This window comes from Paraburkholderia dioscoreae, assembly GCF_902459535.1.
GTDB lineage: Bacteria > Pseudomonadota > Gammaproteobacteria > Burkholderiales > Burkholderiaceae > Paraburkholderia > Paraburkholderia dioscoreae.
Genome location: NZ_LR699553.1, coordinates 1,995,012 through 2,010,902, shown reverse-complemented (window position 1 = coordinate 2,010,902; position 15,891 = coordinate 1,995,012). Strand labels below are relative to the sequence as shown.

The 15,891-nt window shown below is 63.4% G+C and carries 13 protein-coding genes; 1 reads left to right on the top strand and 12 read right to left on the bottom strand.

The window, feature by feature from the left end; genetic code table 11:
* Position 1 precedes the first annotated feature (1 nt).
* The 8 genes from rimO to PDMSB3_RS08955 all read right to left on the bottom strand — a co-directional run bounded on the left by rimO (position 2) and on the right by PDMSB3_RS08955 (position 10,397).
* The gene (gene rimO, locus PDMSB3_RS08990) at positions 2–1,387 is read right to left on the bottom strand and encodes a 30S ribosomal protein S12 methylthiotransferase RimO (RefSeq protein WP_165185831.1); all 1,386 of its coding nucleotides are present in this window, start codon (positions 1,385–1,387) and stop codon (positions 2–4) included.
* A gap of 81 nt (positions 1,388–1,468) precedes the next feature.
* Positions 1,469–2,491, bottom strand: a complete 1,023-nt coding sequence (locus tag PDMSB3_RS08985; protein ID WP_007182051.1) for a tRNA dihydrouridine synthase — start codon at positions 2,489–2,491, stop codon at positions 1,469–1,471.
* A 285-nt stretch (positions 2,492–2,776) separates the two neighbouring features.
* A complete protein-coding gene (gene phaR / locus PDMSB3_RS08980) occupies positions 2,777–3,409 on the bottom strand; it encodes a polyhydroxyalkanoate synthesis repressor PhaR (protein WP_007182052.1) in 633 nt (210 codons plus the stop codon).
* Between the two features lie 132 nt (positions 3,410–3,541).
* Positions 3,542–4,282, bottom strand: a complete 741-nt coding sequence (locus PDMSB3_RS08975; protein ID WP_007182053.1) for a 3-ketoacyl-ACP reductase — start codon at positions 4,280–4,282, stop codon at positions 3,542–3,544.
* A 182-nt stretch (positions 4,283–4,464) separates the two neighbouring features.
* Positions 4,465–5,646 carry an acetyl-CoA C-acetyltransferase gene (locus PDMSB3_RS08970; RefSeq protein ID WP_007182054.1) on the bottom strand — a complete coding sequence of 394 codons (1,182 nt, stop codon included), beginning with the start codon at positions 5,644–5,646 and terminating at the stop codon, positions 4,465–4,467.
* A gap of 148 nt (positions 5,647–5,794) precedes the next feature.
* Positions 5,795–7,627: a class I poly(R)-hydroxyalkanoic acid synthase gene (phaC, locus tag PDMSB3_RS08965; RefSeq protein ID WP_035518148.1), complete on the bottom strand. Its 1,833-nt coding sequence runs from the start codon at positions 7,625–7,627 to the stop codon at positions 5,795–5,797.
* Between the two features lie 620 nt (positions 7,628–8,247).
* A complete protein-coding gene (gene pgeF / locus PDMSB3_RS08960; RefSeq protein WP_007182056.1) occupies positions 8,248–9,105 on the bottom strand; it encodes a peptidoglycan editing factor PgeF in 858 nt (285 codons plus the stop codon).
* Positions 9,102–10,397 carry an RluA family pseudouridine synthase gene (locus PDMSB3_RS08955; protein ID WP_007182057.1) on the bottom strand — a complete coding sequence of 432 codons (1,296 nt, stop codon included), beginning with the start codon at positions 10,395–10,397 and terminating at the stop codon, positions 9,102–9,104. Before PDMSB3_RS08955 ends, pgeF begins: the two co-directional genes overlap by 4 nt.
* A gap of 38 nt (positions 10,398–10,435) precedes the next feature.
* Here PDMSB3_RS08955 and PDMSB3_RS08950 point away from each other — a divergent pair, with 38 nt between their 5' ends.
* Positions 10,436–11,296, top strand: a complete 861-nt coding sequence (locus PDMSB3_RS08950; RefSeq protein ID WP_007182058.1) for an outer membrane protein assembly factor BamD — start codon at positions 10,436–10,438, stop codon at positions 11,294–11,296.
* Between the two features lie 122 nt (positions 11,297–11,418).
* Here PDMSB3_RS08950 and rlmD read toward each other — a convergent pair whose 3' ends face one another.
* The 4 genes from rlmD to PDMSB3_RS08930 form a co-directional block, all read right to left on the bottom strand.
* A complete protein-coding gene (gene rlmD, locus PDMSB3_RS08945) occupies positions 11,419–12,837 on the bottom strand; it encodes a 23S rRNA (uracil(1939)-C(5))-methyltransferase RlmD (protein ID WP_007182059.1) in 1,419 nt (472 codons plus the stop codon).
* Between the two features lie 241 nt (positions 12,838–13,078).
* Positions 13,079–13,855: a 3'-5' exonuclease gene (locus PDMSB3_RS08940; RefSeq protein ID WP_007182060.1), complete on the bottom strand. Its 777-nt coding sequence runs from the start codon at positions 13,853–13,855 to the stop codon at positions 13,079–13,081.
* 4 nt (positions 13,856–13,859) lie between these two features.
* The gene (gene rpoS / locus PDMSB3_RS08935; protein WP_165185828.1) at positions 13,860–14,942 is read right to left on the bottom strand and encodes an RNA polymerase sigma factor RpoS; all 1,083 of its coding nucleotides are present in this window, start codon (positions 14,940–14,942) and stop codon (positions 13,860–13,862) included.
* Between the two features lie 11 nt (positions 14,943–14,953).
* Positions 14,954–15,889: a peptidoglycan DD-metalloendopeptidase family protein gene (locus tag PDMSB3_RS08930; protein ID WP_007182062.1), complete on the bottom strand. Its 936-nt coding sequence runs from the start codon at positions 15,887–15,889 to the stop codon at positions 14,954–14,956.
* Positions 15,890–15,891 lie beyond the last annotated feature (2 nt).

Below are 15,891 nucleotides of genomic sequence, written 5' to 3'. Positions count from 1 at the left end.
CTTAAACCTCGCCCCACAGGTCGTGACCGTCGGCGCCGGTGATCTTCACCGACACGAAATCGCCGACCTTGTAGCGTTTGGACGCCTTCACAGCCGGCGCGATATACACGACGCCGTCGATCTCCGGCGCGTCAGCCGCCGTGCGGCCGATGCCGCCGTCGGCGTTGATCTCGTCGACCAGCACCTTCAGCGTCTTGCCGACCTTCTTCGCGATACGCTTCGCCGACACTTCTTCGGCAACTTCCATGAAACGCGCGCGACGCTCTTCGCGCACTTCGTCGGGCAGTGCGCCGTCGAGTTCGTTCGCCGTCGCGCCTTCGACCGGCGAATAGGCGAAGCAGCCGACCCGGTCCAGTTCCGCCTCGCGGATGAAATCGAGCAGCGTCTGGAACTGCTCCTCGGTCTCACCGGGGAAGCCGGCGATAAACGTGCTGCGGATAGTCAGATCCGGGCACATCTCGCGCCACTTCTTCACGCGCTCCATCACTTTCTCGGCGTTGGCCGGGCGCTTCATGCGCTTCAACACTTCCGGATGCGCGTGCTGGAAAGGCACGTCGAGATACGGCAGCACGTGGCCCTTGAACGGACCTTCGGCCATCATCGGAATCACTTCGTCCACGCTCGGATACGGATACACGTAATGCAGACGCACCCATGCGCCATATTGCGCGGCGAGTTCGCCGAGCGCGCCGACCAGATCGGTCATGCGCGTCTTGATCGGCTTGCCGTTCCAGAAACCGGTGCGGTACTTGACGTCCACGCCGTACGCGCTGGTGTCCTGCGAAATCACCAGTAGTTCCTTCACGCCCGACTTGAACAGATTTTCCGCTTCGAGCATGACGTCGGCGACGGGACGCGACACCAGGTCGCCGCGCATGGACGGGATGATGCAGAACGTGCAGCGGTGATTACACCCTTCGGAAATCTTCAGATATGCGTAATGGCGCGGTGTGAGCTTCACGCCCGCTGCCGGCACGAGGTCGACGAACGGATCGTGCGGCTTCGGCAGATGGGTGTGCACGTGCTGCATGACTTCGCCGAGCGCGTGCGGGCCGGTCACGGCCAGTACCTTGGGATGCACTTCTTCGATCAGCCCCGAACCGCTCGCGCTCTTCTTGGCGCCGAGGCAGCCGGTCACGATCACTTTGCCATTTTCGTTGAGCGCTTCGCCGATCGCATCGAGGCTCTCCTGCACTGCTTCGTCGATGAAACCGCAGGTGTTGACGACCACGAGGTCCGCGCCGTCGTACGTGCCGGAAATCTCATAACCTTCGGCGCGCAACTGAGTGATGATCTGCTCGGAATCGACCAGGGCTTTCGGGCACCCGAGCGAGACAAAGCCGACTTTCGGCGCGGCAATCGGGGCAATCGGGGGAGTGGCAGACATGGGGAACCGCTTGAAGACGTTAAACCCTGAATTGTAGCGGTTCGCCAGGGCCGCCGCTCGTAAGTCTTTGAATTTTCGCCTTCAAGCGGCTGCGGCATGCGTCGGGGCGAGTCGGCCGGAAGGTGGGGATCGATGCGTCGCCATTAATTTATCGCCCTCCAAAGCACGTTCGATCACTGCGAGAATTTCATGCGAATCCTGCAGCCGACGGATCGCCGCATGCAACTCGGCCGCCTGCGGCCAGGTGCGCTGCAGGTAGCTGAGCCACTTTTTGACCCGTCCGTGTTCGTGACGGGACGCAACGCGAGCCTGCAACTTCCTCAGATAACCGGCAATGTGGCCCAGCACGTGCCGCCACTCCCCGTCGGACGGGGACCGGTCCATCAGGCCGCGTATCCTCAGGGCCAGAAACGGGTCCGATACGGCGCCCCGCCCGAGCATCACGTCAGCGCAGCCGCTGACAGCGCGGCAGCGCTCCCAGTCGGCCACCGTCCACACCTCGCCGTTTGCGACGACCGGTACGTCCACGGCGGAATCGATCCGCGCGATCCATTCCCAGTGAGCCGGCGGCCGGTAGCCGTGGTCCCGCGTTCTGGCATGCACGACGAGCGCGGCGGCGCCGCCTTCCGCGAGCGCGACCGCGCAATCGATCGCCAGCGACGTGTCGGACACGCCAAGGCGCATTTTCGCCGTCACGGCGATGCCGGCAGGCACGGCGGCCCGTACCGACGACACGATCCGGTTCAGTTGTTCAGGGTCGGCCAGCAGCATCGCCCCGCCGCCGTGCTGATTGACGACCTTGGCGGGACACCCGAAGTTCAGGTCGATCCCATGCGGCGACAGGCTGGCCGCGTGGGCGGCATTCAGCGCCATCCATTCGGGATCGCTTCCGAGCAGCTGGATCACCATCGGCGTGCCGCAGGGGGTGTGGCCGCCGTCGAGCACTTCAGGCGCTTCCCGCTCGTAGACACGGCCGGGAAGCAGAGAGCCCGTCACGCGGACGAACTCGGACACGCATCCGTCGAATCCGCCCATGCCGGTCAGCACGTCGCGCAATACGTAGTCGGCGAGGCCTTCCATCGGGGCGAGGAAAAGGCGGTTCATGCGGAAACGTGCGCCGAAAGGCGGCGATTTTGCTGAGGACAGGCGGGGTATCGGTGAAACATGAGAGCGGCGGTCGGAATGGGGAGAAGTTGGCGGCCAGAGCGCCCTCTCCGAGGAAAATGCCCCACACACGCGGCCCGCGATTGTACCGCGCCGGCATCGATCGTCGGCAATCGCGCCGCTCATGCTCGGCACGAGGGCTGCGCTACCGGCTCGTCAAAGGTCAAGGCTCCGGGGCGGCGCCTCAACGCCGGAACCCCAGCCCGCCTGATCACCCTAGCGCCGTTACTTCTTCTCCGGCTCCGGATTGCCCTGCGGATTGCCTTGCGGGTTATTAGCCGGCGCGTTACCGGCGCCGGCCACATTGACCGCGCCCCCTGGCGTAAACGGGAAGGTAGCGAACATCGACTTCGCCTGGTTCTGCATCTGCTCCTGCATCTGCACGAACATGTTTTTCGACTGCTCGATGTAGCTGGTCATCATGCCCTGCATCATGGGCGCCTGCATGTTCATGAACTGCGACCAGACCTCGGGATTCATGGCCTTGCCTTCGTACAGATTCTTCGACTGGTCGGCGAGCTTCGCCTGAATATCAATGAAGGCCTGGATGTTTTTTTCCAGATACGTGCCCATCATGCCCTGCATCGCATGACCATAGAAACGGATGATCTGCGACAGCATCGACGACGAGAACATGGGCAAGCCGCCGCTCTCCTCTTCGAGAATGATCTGCAACAGGATGGCGCGCGTCAGATCCTCGTTGCTCTTCGCATCGATGACCTTGAAATCCTCCTGATCCAGCACGAGCTGCTTGACGTCCGTCAGCGTGATGTACGTGCTTGTCTCGGTATCGTAAAGCCGACGATTCGGATATTTCTTGATCAGTCGTTCGGCTGTTTTCTTTGTAGTAGTGGTCATGTAACGCCTTTGAGCGCAAGTGAGCGCGAAAACGGCGTCCTACGCGCTGCGCAATCGGGCCTTTGCGCAGTCGAGACGCCGCCGAACCATCTGAGCCGAAGCGCGCTGCCTCGTGAGCGGCGCGCCTGTGACTCAGCCCATATGCAAACCGCCGTTCAGCGAAAAATCAGCGCCTGTGGCGAAACCCGATTCTTCCGATGCCAGCCATGCCACGATCGAGCCGATTTCCTGCGGCTGGCCAAGACGGCGCACCGGAATCGTAGCAATGATCTTTTCCAGCACGTCGGGACGGATCGACTTGACCATGTCGGTGCCGATGTAGCCGGGGGAAACGGTGTTGACCGTCACGCCCTTGGTGGCTACTTCCTGCGCCAGCGACATCGTGAAGCCGTGAATGCCGGCCTTCGCGGTCGAGTAGTTGGTCTGGCCGAACTGGCCCTTCTGCCCATTCACCGACGAAATGTTGATGATACGGCCAAAGCCGCGCTCGACCATACCGTCGATCACCTGCTTGGTGACGTTGAAGAGGCTGGTCAGGTTGGTGTCGATCACCGCTGTCCAGTCTTCGTGCGTCATCTTGCGGAACACGACGTCGCGCGTAATGCCGGCGTTGTTCACCAGCACGTCGATCTCGCCGACTTCCGCCTTGACCTTGTCGAACGCGCTCCTGGTCGACTCCCAGTCACCCACGTTGCCTTCGGACGCGATGAAATCGAAGCCCAGCGCCTTCTGCTCGTCGAGCCACTTGACGCGGCGCGGCGAGTTCGGGCCGCAGCCTGCGACGACCTTGAAACCCTCTTTGTGCAGCCGCTGGCAAATGCTCGTGCCGATGCCGCCCATCCCGCCCGTTACGTACGCAATTCGCTGTGTCATAAACTAGACTCCATTATCGTTTTTCGAGGCGCCGACCGCCGCCTCTCCCCTCGTCTGTGCTTCATCTCCGCAGCCGCCGGGCGACCGGCCGACGAGGCCACCGCTAACCGCGCGCCTCAGCGCGCGGCAACGCTCCGTTTGTCGCGTGACCGACGCAGCAGGCTTCAGTCACGCAACGATACTCAAGCGCGCTCGACCGCCAGCGCCACACCCATGCCGCCGCCGATACACAGCGACGCCAAACCCTTCTTTGCATCGCGCTTCTGCATTTCGTGCAACAGCGTGACGAGAATCCGGCAGCCGGACGCGCCGATCGGATGACCGATCGCAATCGCGCCGCCGTTCACGTTGACCTTCGACGTATCCCAGCCCATCTGCTGATGCACGGCGAGCGCCTGTGCGGCAAACGCTTCGTTGATTTCCATCAGGTCGAGGTCGGCCGGCGTCCAGCCCGCGCGCTCGAGGCAACGGCGCGAAGCCGGCACCGGGCCCATGCCCATCACCTTCGGATCCACGCCGGCGTTCGCATAGGCCTTGATACGCGCGAGCGGCGTGAGGCCGAGCGCTTCGGCCTTCTTCGCCGACATCACCAGCACGGCCGCGGCACCGTCGTTCAGACCGGATGCATTGGCTGCCGTCACCGTGCCTTCCTTCGAAAAGGCCGGCTTCAGACCTGCCAACGACTCGGCCGTCACGCCGTGACGCACGAATTCGTCGGTCGCGAAACGCAGCGGCTCGCCCTTGCGCTGCGGAATCTCGATCGGCACGATTTCGTCGTCGAATCGGCCCGACTTCTGCGCGGCTTCTGCCTTGTTCTGCGACAACGCCGCGAACGCGTCCTGCTGTTCGCGCGTGATGCCGTATTCCTTCGCGACGTTTTCCGCCGTCACGCCCATGTGATACTGGTTGTAGACGTCCCACAGGCCGTCGACGATCATCGAGTCGACCAGCTTTGCATCGCCCATGCGGAAACCGTCGCGCGAACCCGGCAGCACGTGCGGCGCGGCGCTCATGTTTTCCTGCCCGCCGGCGATCACGATGTCCGCATCGCCCGCGATGATGGCATTGGCTGCGAGCATCACGGCCTTCAGGCCGGAGCCGCAGACCTTGTTGATCGTCATGCCCGGCACTGCCGAAGGCAGACCGGCCTTGATCAGCGATTGACGCGCCGGATTCTGGCCCGACCCTGCCGCCAGCACCTGGCCCAGGATCACTTCGCTCACCTGCTCGGGCTTCAGGCCGGCACGCTCGAGCACGGCGCGAATCACCGCGGCGCCGAGATCGGGCGCGGCGATTTTCGCCAGCGACCCACCGAATTTGCCTACTGCCGTACGGGCGGCCGATACGATCACAACATCAGTCATTTCCATATCCTCCGGGCGAGTCGGCGAAATGCGCCGCAGCCCGTCAAGTTAAAAAATCTCGTTCCTTCTGCTTGCGCCCTGACTCGGTAAGATGCGCGTTCACACCGAAAAGAACCATGCCATAAGCGGGCTATAAGCGGGCTCGAACCTACTCCCGTTGCCGCACATAACGCCCCGGCGCCGGCTCGATCACCGGGAATTCGGCCGAACCGGCAGCGGCGCGCGGCTTCACCTTCTTGCCGCCGTACTGGTCGAGCCATGTGGTCCATTCGGGCCACCAGCTGCCAGGCACTTCGGCGGCCTGATCGAGCCATTCCTCCGGGTTCTCCGGCAGCGTTTTGACGTCGCCTTCCAGCATCCAGAAACTGCGTTTTTTCTTTGCGGGCGGATTGATCACGCCCGCGATGTGGCCCGACGCGCCAAGCACGAACTTCAACGGCCCGCTCAGCAGCGGCACCGACGCGTACGCCGTTTGCCACGGCACGATATGGTCTTCGCGTGAACCGTAAATGAAGGTGGGCACGTCGATCTTCGACAGATCGACCGGCTCGCCGCAGGTGGTCACCGCACCCGGCTCGCGCAGACGATTTTCGAGGTACGTATTGCGCAGATACCAGACATACATCGGGCCGGGCAGGCTCGTCGAGTCGCTGTTCCAGTACAGCAGGTCGAACGGCACCGGCGTACGCCCTTTGAGGTAATTGTCGACGACGTAGTTCCACACCAGATCGTTCGGCCGCAGGAACGAAAACGTGTTGGCGAACTCGATGCCGCGCATCAGCCCCGGCGGCGTACCGTTCTGGCCGCCGATGGTCTGCTCGCGCATCTTCACATGCGCCTCGTCGACGAATACGTCGAGCACGCCTGTGTCCGAAAAATCGAGCATGGCGGTGAGCAGCGTCATGGACGCGGCCGGATGTTGGCCGCGCGCCGCGGCCACCGCCAGCGCCGTGGCCAGCATCGTGCCGCCCACGCAGAAGCCGAGCGTATTGATCTGTTCGCGGCCGCTGATTTTGCTCACGGTTTCAATGGCAGTGAGCACGCCTTCGCCGATGTAGTCGTCCCACGTCTTATGCGCGATCGACTGATCGGCATTGCGCCACGAAACCAGAAATACCTGGTGCCCGGAATCGAGTCCGTGGGCCACCAGCGAATTTTCCGGTTGCAGATCGAGAATGTAGAACTTGTTGATGCAAGGCGGCACGATGAGCAGCGGCCGCTCGCGCACGCTCGCCGTGCGCGGCTTGTACTGGATCAACTGCATCAGCTCGTTTTCGAACACGACCGAGCCTTCGGTGTTCGCGAGATTGTCGCCGACCACGAAACGCGATTCGTCGGTCTGCGAGATCTTGCCGCGCTGCAAATCGCCGAGCAGGTTCATCACGCCCTGGCGCAAGCTCTCACCCTTGCTGTCCAGCAAAGTCTTTTGCGCTTCCGGATTCAATGCGAAGAAGTTGCTTGGCGATGCCGCCGCCGTCCACTGCTGGACAGCGAAACGGATGCGCTCGCGCACCTTGGGTTCAATGTCGAGCGCGTCGACCATTTCCTGCAGATAGCGCGCGTTCAACAGATACCAGGCGGCGGTGAATGCATACGCCGGTGCCGAACTCCACGCGTCGGAACTGAAGCGGCGGTCCTTGAGTTCAGGTGCTTTGGTCGCGGACGTAGTGGCCTGCTGGATCAACTCCATCGCCTCGCGCGAATAGTCGGCCTGAAGTTTCTGCAGTCGCTCGGAGGGAATCGCAGCGCTCGGAATGTTCAGTCCGGCGAAGGACGGCATGGCCGGCATCGATCCCGCCGCGAGTTTGGCGAAGTCCGGCATGCCGGGAAACGACGGAATCTGCGGCAGACCTGTTTGCGACATCTGGAACGGCATTTGAAGCGGCGGCATTTGAGGCACAGGGAAAGGCATGCCGTTACTGCCGGGCTGCGTGCCAAGCGAACTCCAGGCGCCCATCCAGGCGTCGAATAACTGTTGCATCCCTGGGGCCGGCGCTGCACCGCTCGTACCGGCCTGCTGCGTGTGCTCCGTCGCGGAGTCCGTCTTGGGGGAAGCTGAGGAATGTGATGCTGCCATGCCTGCTTTTGACCGGTAAGTCCTTGCGGACGGGTTGAGAGGCAGGTTCGTGCGCACGTGAGCAACTGCTCGCGACCTCGTCACGCCCTGTCCCTTGTACGAGGATCCGTGAGGAACATTCTTGCTCCCCATCGCAAGGCATGTCAATGCTTGTTCCCGATTTTGCCGCAGTGCGATAGTTTTTTAATTATCGTTTTCCCTGTGTAGCAGATCGCCCTTTTTGGACATGTGTCATTGACGGTCGCCGCGAACGAAAAAAGCGCCCATATTGCATAGGCTTATGCGCACTTATCCGTTCGTATGCGGACCGTTTATGCGGCAGATTTACGCGGTCGCCGGGGAATTCCGGCAGCGCAGCAAAACACGCGCGGCCCCTCCGAATAAACCCTCATACGCGTGCTCGTAGAAAGCGGCGGCAATGCTCTGACGTGGCATGCCCGCATGACGTCGACATCGCGAGACGTCGTCATGCGGGTGTGTGCCTCGGGATTAGAAGGCGGACTGATGCGCGCCGTTCGCGTCGGTCAGTCCGCGATCGACTGTGCCTGATCGTCCAGCCAGATCAGCGCCGCCATGCGGCCCGTCTCGCGATCGCGGCGATAGGAGTAGAAACGGTCGCGCAACGTGACCGTGCAAAGATCACCGCCTGCAATCCGTGTCAAGCCGAGAGCCTGCAGACGCAAACGCGCCAGCGCCGGCAGATCGGCGAGATATTTACCGGGATTGCGCGGATGCTCGACGAATGCGCTTGCGGTAGCATCGCGTTGCGCGCCGCCGACGCCGTTCATGAACGCGTCACGCACGTCTGGGCCGACTTCGAAGGCCTCGGGTCCGATCGACGGACCGAGATAAGCGTGCAATGCGCTCGCCGGCACTTCCGCGAGTTCGGCGACGCGCTGCGCAGTCTGTTCGACAATGCCCGCCGCGAGTCCGCGCCACCCCGCGTGCGCCGCGCCGACCGCACGGCCCGCTTCGTCACACAACAGCACCGGCATGCAATCGGCCACCATCACCACGCACACAGTGCCGGGGCGATCGGTGACACTGGCATCGGCGCGCGTGGGCGTGCCGGTCGCGCGCGCCCGTGCCAGCACCTCTTCCGCACGCACGATGCCGGCGCCGTGAATCTGTTCGAGCCACGCAGCCTCGCTCACGCCGGCCAGCTTCAGCAGACGTTCGCGGTTGGTGGCGACCGCAGCCGGATCGTCGCCGGATTTCATGCCCAGATTCAGGCCGCCGGGCAAGTCCGCGCCGTTGTGCCAGCGGCCGAACGGCGCGTCACTCACGCCACCGTTACGCGTGGTGACGAGCGCGCGCACGCGCGGCGACACATTCCATGTGGGCTGCACGACATCGTCAAAGCTCAGTTCGGGCACGTTCATGTGCGATCGTCCTCGTCGTCCTCATCGTGCTTGTCGGCGTGCTCATCGGCGGCGCCGGCTTCGTCGTGATCGCGCGCGTCGTCTTCGCCGGCATCCTCGTCGAGCGACGCCTCGTAGTCGTCTTCCTCATAGTACGTCTCGTCGAACTCGCCTGCGTCGTCGCGGCCGAGGCCGAGCGCCGCGGATAGCGCCTCCATGTCTTCCGGCACGTCGGCACGCCACTGCATCGTGCGGCCGGTCTTCGGATGGATCAGGCCGAGGCGCCATGCATGGAGCGCCTGGCGCGCGAAGCCGCCGGGCAGCGGCGTGACCGAACGCTTGCCGCGCGCACGCCCGTACACCGGATCGCCGAGCAGCGGATGGCCGATATGCGCGCAATGCACGCGGATCTGATGCGTGCGGCCGGTTTCGAGATCGCAATGAATCGCGGTCACCGGCTGACGCTCCCAGATCGCCGAATCGACACGCCGGAAATGCGTGCGCGCGGGCTTGCCCGACGCGCTCGTCACCACCGCCATGCGGGTGCGCTCGCGCGGATCGCGGCCGATCGGCGCGTCGATGGTGCCCTCTTCGGGCATGTTGCCCCATACCAGCGCGAGATAACGGCGCTTGACCGTGCGCGCCTGTAACTGGCGCACGAGGTCGGTCTGCGCCTCTAGCGTGCGCGCCACCACCATCAGCCCGGAGGTTTCCTTGTCGAGCCGGTGCACGATACCCGCGCGCGGCAAGCCCGCCGCCGCGTCGCCGTAGCGGTACAGCAAACCGTTGAGCAGCGTGCCGCTCCAGTTGCCGGCCGCCGGATGCACCACCATGCCAGCCGGCTTGTTGATCACCACCAGCGTGTCGTCTTCGTAGACGATCGCGAGCGGCACCGGTTCCGGCGTGAACGCGAGCTGCTCGGGCAGCAGATCGGGCACGAGCTCGATGGTCGCGCCCAGCGGCACCGGCTGGCGGATTTTCGCGGGCTTGCCGTCGATCCGCACGCGCTCCGCCTCGATCCAGCTCTGCAGACGGTTGCGCGAGAATTCGGGGAACACCCGCGCGAGCACCTTGTCGAGGCGCTCGCCGGCCAGTTCGTCGGGCACGACGACGCTGCGCGGCGTCTCGTCCGTCACGCGGTTCGCGATGGTCGGCACGAGGCCGGACAAGGCCGCGGCGCCGAGCGCGTCGCTGCCGAGATCGTCGTCGAGGGAATCGACGCCCAACGCGTCGGAGGGGTCGGCGCTTACGCTATAATCTTCGTTGCTATTCCCGGCACCGGTTGCGGCGCCTGGAGTATTTGAGCGGGTCATTGAGTCTGGGTCACCTGGACGTAAAGCTAGACTGGAAAATGCGAGCCTTGAACACCATCACTAAAACGGCGCTCAATTTGGCGGCCATCAAGAAGGCGGCCCGGAAAGTGGCCGGATACATTGCGTGCGCCGCAGCCGTCGCCATTGTGGCGGCTTGCCACGGCCTGCCGGAAAAGACCGACGAGACGGCAACGTGGAACAACAACAAATTATATACGGAGGCGAACGACGCCTTGACCGGTGGTGATTTCGGCAAGTGCGCCAAGTACTTCGAAATGCTCGAGGGGCGCGATCCGTTCGGTCACTTTGCGCAGCAGGCACAGATCAACGTCGCGTACTGCAACTGGAAAGACAACGAAAACGCCGCCGCCGACCAGGCGATCGACCGCTTCATCCAACTGCACCCGGATCATCCGGACATCGCCTACGCGTACTATCTGAAGGGCATGATCCACTTCAACGACGACCTCGGACTGTTCGGCCGCTTCTCCGGCCAGGACATGAGCGAGCGTGATCCGAAGTCGCTGCGCGAATCGTATGACGCCTTCAAGATCGTGGTGGACAAGTATCCGAACAGCAAATATGCGCCGGACGCCGCGCAACGCATGCGCTATATCGTGAACGCGCTGGCGTCGCACGAAGTCCATGCGGCGGATTACTACTACCGCCGCGGCGCTTACGTCGCCGCGATCAACCGCGCACAACTGGCGCTCACGCAATACAAGAACGCACCGGCGATTGAAGACGCACTGCACATCATGATGCTGTCGTATCAGCGGCTGAACCAGCCGCAACTGGCCGACGACACGAAGCGCGTGCTGGCCGGCACCTTCCCTGACAGCCCGTACATTACGGGTCATGCAAGGCCGGGTACGGAAAAGTCGTGGTGGCAGTTCTGATCCACGCGGCGCGCTGAAAACCGGCCGGCAATAGAAAACGCCACGACTTCGGTCGTGGCGTTTCTGTTTGTGCCTGCCTGCGTGCCGCCCTGCCATGCCGCACCGGCAGGACGGGGCGCTGTTCAGTCCCGCTCGAACAACGCGATCGACTCCACATGCGACGTGTGCGGGAACATGTTCACCACGCCCGCACCCACCAGCCGGTAGCCGGCCTCATGCACGAGCAGACCGGCATCGCGTGCGAGCGTCGCCGGCGCGCATGACACGTAGACGATGCGCTTCGGCAGCGGTCCATTGCCGCTCCGGGCGATCTCCGCCAGCGCCTTGGCGACGGCCAGCGCGCCTTCGCGCGGCGGATCGATAAGGAACTTGTCGAAGTGGCCGAGCGCGCGCATGTCGTCGGCGGTGACTTCGAACAGGTTGCGGCACGCAAACGACGTATGCCCCGCCATGCCATTCAATTCGGCATTGGCGAGCGCGCGCGAAGTCAGCACCTCGCTGCCTTCGATACCCATCACTTCCTTCGAAATCCGCGCGAGCGGCAAAGTGAAGTTACCGATCCCGCAGAACAGATCGAGCACGCGATCGGTGCGCGCCGGCGCCAGCAGCCGCAGCGCGCGGCTCACCAGCACGCGGTTGATGGCGTGGTTCACCTGGGTAAAGTCGGTCGGCTTGAACGGCATGCGGATGCCGTACTCCGGCAGCGTGTAGTCGAGCTGCACGTCGAGTGGATAGAACGGCGTGACCGTGTCCGGGCCGCCCGGCTGCAGCCAGAACTGCACCTTGTGCTCGTCGGCGAAATCGCGCAGCACCTGTTCGTCGGCCGCCGTGATGGGTTCGAGATTACGCACCACCAGCGCCGTCACAGATGAACCGACCGCCAGCTCGAGCTGCGGCATGCGGTCGTAAATAGACAGCTTGCGAACCATGAAGCGCAGCGGCATCAGCATGGCCGACACGTGCGGCGGCAGCACTTCGCAGGTCTTCATGTCGGCGATATAGCTGCTTTTCTTCTCGTGGAAGCCGATCCGCATACCGCCCTTTTCCGGCAGGAAACGCACTGCCAGACGCGCGCGGTAGCGATAACCCCAGGACGGTCCGTGAATCGGCCGGAATACCGTTTCCGGGCGCAGCTTCGCCAGATGCTGGAGGTTGTCTTCCAGCACGCGCTGCTTGACGGCCACCTGCGCGCGAATGTCCAGATGCTGCATCGAACAGCCGCCGCAAATATCGAAGTAGGTGCACTTCGGCTTGGTGCGCATCACGCTTTCGCGGAATACCTGCACCACTTCGGCCTGCTCGAATTTCGGCTTGCTGCGATGCGTCGAATAACTCACGCGTTCGCCGGGCAGCGCACCTTCGACGAAGATCACCTTGCCGGGGGTGCCGTCTTCGGTCTCGGTGCGGCCGACGCCGCGCGCTTCCATATCGAGCGAAACGATTTCGATGACCGGCTCATTGCCGGTGACGACGTGTACCGGCGCGGGCGGGGGCGTCTTGTAGCGCTTCGGCGCGCGGCGATGGGGGGCAGTTCGGGACACCTGCTACTTCCTGACAAACTTGGGGGAAAGGCGAGATTGTAGACGAAGCGCCGTGCGTCGCCATCACTCGGCGCGGCGGGAATGGCCGTCAGCCACACTAGCCACGATACGATCACGCCGGTGGCGGCGGGAGCCGGAGACGAGCGCCTCGCACCGCCTTGTAGCTTTTGAGCTTTTGGAGCGAAAGGCCACAGCAGCCTCGCCATCTGCGAGCCCCCTTCGCGGCTCGACCGCGAGCGGCTTACTGATCGAATGCCGCCAGATACTCGGCCCATTGCGGCGCCGTTTCCAGCGCCAGCGCATTCTTGACCAGATTGATCTCGTCAGCATACTCCGCGGGCGAAAACGCGCCTCGAATCAACTGGAAGCGGCAATAGAGCAGGTAAGTATTGACGACGTCGGTCTCGCAGTAATTGCGGATCTCTTCGATACGCCCTTCCTGGTATGCGTGCCACACCTGGCTGCCGTCCATGCCCATCTTGCCGGGGAAGCCGCACATCTTGGCGAGCGCGTCGAGCGGCGCGTTGGCCCGCGCCTGGTACATGGCGAGCACGTCCATCAGATCCGTGTGACGCGCGTGATAGCGGCTGATGTAGTTGTTCCACTTGAACTCGCGGTCGTCCTCGCCGAGATCCCAGAACTTGTAGGCGGGAATGCCGTTGACGAGCGCGCGGTAGTTCAGCACCGGCAGGTCGAATCCGCCACCGTTCCACGACACGAGCTGCGGCGTGTACTTCTCGATCACGCGATAAAACGACTGCACCAGCGCGGCCTCACCGTCTTCCAGCGTACCGAGCGAGCGCACCCGGAAACCGTTGTTGTCGCGGAACACGCAGGAAATCGCCGCGATCCGTTGCAGATGATGCGGCAGAAAATCGCCGCCGGTCTTTTCGCGGCGCGCGGCGAACGCATGCTCGGCGACTTCGGCGTCGCTCAGCGTGGCGGGCAGATCTTCGAGGCGGCGAATGCCGGCGACATCGGGAATCGTCTCGATGTCGAAAACAAGAATCGGTGTCATCGGGTTATAGAACGGCGTCTTTCCGAACACCGTTGGAGGCGAAGAAGCGCTTTAGTCGCACGAGCGCTTCCTGTTGGATCTGGCGTACACGCTCGCGCGTGAGGCCCATTTCGTCGGCCAGCTCTTCGAGCGTGGCGGGCTCGATGTGATTCAGGCCGAAGCGGCGCTCGATCACGTGACGATGCTTGTCCGACAAACGCGCCAGCCACGCGCGTGTCAGCGTTTCCAGTTCGCGGTGCTGCACTTCGGCGTCCGGCGACTGGCTCTGGTCGTCCGACAGCAGATCGAGCAGGCTGCTCGCCGGATCGAGATCGAGCGGCGCGTCCAGCGACGCGGTGTGCTCGTTCAGCGCGAGGATGTCCGTCACTTCGTCGGTGGTCTTGCCGGTCAGATAGGCAATGTCGTCGATGCTGGCGTCGCGGCGCTCGGCGGCTTCGCCGGAGTTCATCGAATTCTTTTCCAGATGGCGCTTGGCGCGCAGCACCTGATTGAGCTCGCGAATCACGTGCACCGGCAAACGGACGGTGCGCGCCTGGTTCATGATCGCGCGCTCGATACTCTGGCGGATCCACCAGGTCGCGTAGGTGGAAAACCGGAAGCCGCGCGTCGGATCGAATTTTTCGATCGCGTGCATCAGGCCGAGATTGCCTTCTTCGATCAGATCGAGCAGCGGCACGCCACGGTTCAGGTAGCCCTTCGCAATGCTGACAACGAGCCTTAAATTGCGCTCGATCATGACCTGCCGCGCTTCGAACTCGCCCGCCTTGGCGAGACGCGAATACTTTTGCTCTTCCTCGACGGTCAGGAGCGGCTTGACGCTGATACGGTTCAGATAGTGCTGAATCGTGTCGGCCGTCAGTTCGGCTTGCAACAGCGCGCGGAAGTCGTCCGCGTCCGGCGCGACTTCGCTCGCGCCTTCGCGGGCGTCGCCGCCTTCGTCCGCGCCGCCCTGGCGTTCGTCGAGATCGCGCTCCTCCGCGACCTCCTCTTCCACTTCCGAAGCGCCGCTTTCATCCACCGAAGCGGACATAGCGTGGCTGATCGTCTCAGACTCGGCTTGCTGTGGCGGGCGCTTCGATTTCGGCATGGTCGTATCGCTTATTGCGGCGGCAAATACTTCAGTGGGTCGACAGGTTTACCCTGCCGGCGAACTTCGAAATGCAACATCACGCGGTCGGAATCGCTATTGCCCATCTCGGCGATCTTCTGCCCCTTCGTCACCGCGTCCCCCTCTTTTACCATCAAAGAGCGGTTGTGTGCATACGCGGTGAGATAAGTTGCGTCATGCTTGATGATAATGAGATTGCCGTAACCACGCAGCCCATTTCCGGCATAAACCACGCGGCCATCCGCCGAAGCTTTCACCGGATCGCCCGCGGCGCCGCCGATATTCACGCCCTTGTTGGTCGAGTCGTTGAAGGTGCCAAGCAGCGGCCCGCGCACCGGCCATGCGAAGACCACGCTGCCGGACGCGCCGGCATTCGAGTCGCTCGCCGCGCCCGGGTTGGCAGGCGGCGCCGACGACGCGTTGTTCGCAGCCGAACCATAGAGCGGCGGTGCCGCGACACCTGCGTTAGCACCCGTGGACGGCGGCGTGCCGCCGAGCGGCGCGCTTTGCACCGCAGCGCCGCCGCCGATCGGTGCGGTCGCGACACCCGGCGTGAGCGCCGCGGTATTTGCGCCCGGCGGCACGACGCGCAGCAACTGGTCGACTTCGATCTGATTCGGGTTGGTCAGATTGTTCCACGCCGAAATGTCGCGGTAATTCTGGCCGTTCTCCAACGCGATCCGATACAGCGTGTCGCCCGGCTTCACGCGATAGTAGCCCGGCGGCGGCGGCCCGAGCGGCACGGCCGGTTGCGCAGCTTGCGTGCCGAGCGTGGCGCCGCCGGAGCGGTCGACGACAGGCGCCTGATCGAGCCGCGACGCACAGGCCGTCATCAACAGGGACAAGGCGAGCACGCACACGCTACGCTGGGTTACGGTCATGGGGGCATTCAGTCTGGTTCTTTGCATCGCGCGCAACATACTCATCG

Coding starts and splice junctions, on each gene's coding strand:
- PDMSB3_RS08955 (WP_007182057.1), bottom strand. CDS start 10,397: ATGACCCGCTCAAATACTCCAGGCGCCGCAACCGGTGCCGGGAATAGC.
- PDMSB3_RS08940 (WP_007182060.1), bottom strand. CDS start 13,855: ATGACACCGATTCTTGTTTTCGACATCGAGACGATTCCCGATGTCGCC.
- phaR (WP_007182052.1), bottom strand. CDS start 3,409: ATGACCACTACTACAAAGAAAACAGCCGAACGACTGATCAAGAAATAT.
- pgeF (WP_007182056.1), bottom strand. CDS start 9,105: ATGAACGTGCCCGAACTGAGCTTTGACGATGTCGTGCAGCCCACATGG.
- rpoS (WP_165185828.1), bottom strand. CDS start 14,942: ATGCCGAAATCGAAGCGCCCGCCACAGCAAGCCGAGTCTGAGACGATC.
- phaC (WP_035518148.1), bottom strand. CDS start 7,627: ATGCAACAGTTATTCGACGCCTGGATGGGCGCCTGGAGTTCGCTTGGC.
- PDMSB3_RS08970 (WP_007182054.1), bottom strand. CDS start 5,646: ATGACTGATGTTGTGATCGTATCGGCCGCCCGTACGGCAGTAGGCAAA.
- PDMSB3_RS08950 (WP_007182058.1), top strand. CDS start 10,436: ATGCGAGCCTTGAACACCATCACTAAAACGGCGCTCAATTTGGCGGCC.
- PDMSB3_RS08975 (WP_007182053.1), bottom strand. CDS start 4,282: ATGACACAGCGAATTGCGTACGTAACGGGCGGGATGGGCGGCATCGGC.
- PDMSB3_RS08930 (WP_007182062.1), bottom strand. CDS start 15,889: ATGAGTATGTTGCGCGCGATGCAAAGAACCAGACTGAATGCCCCCATG.
- PDMSB3_RS08985 (WP_007182051.1), bottom strand. CDS start 2,491: ATGAACCGCCTTTTCCTCGCCCCGATGGAAGGCCTCGCCGACTACGTA.
- rimO (WP_165185831.1), bottom strand. CDS start 1,387: ATGTCTGCCACTCCCCCGATTGCCCCGATTGCCGCGCCGAAAGTCGGC.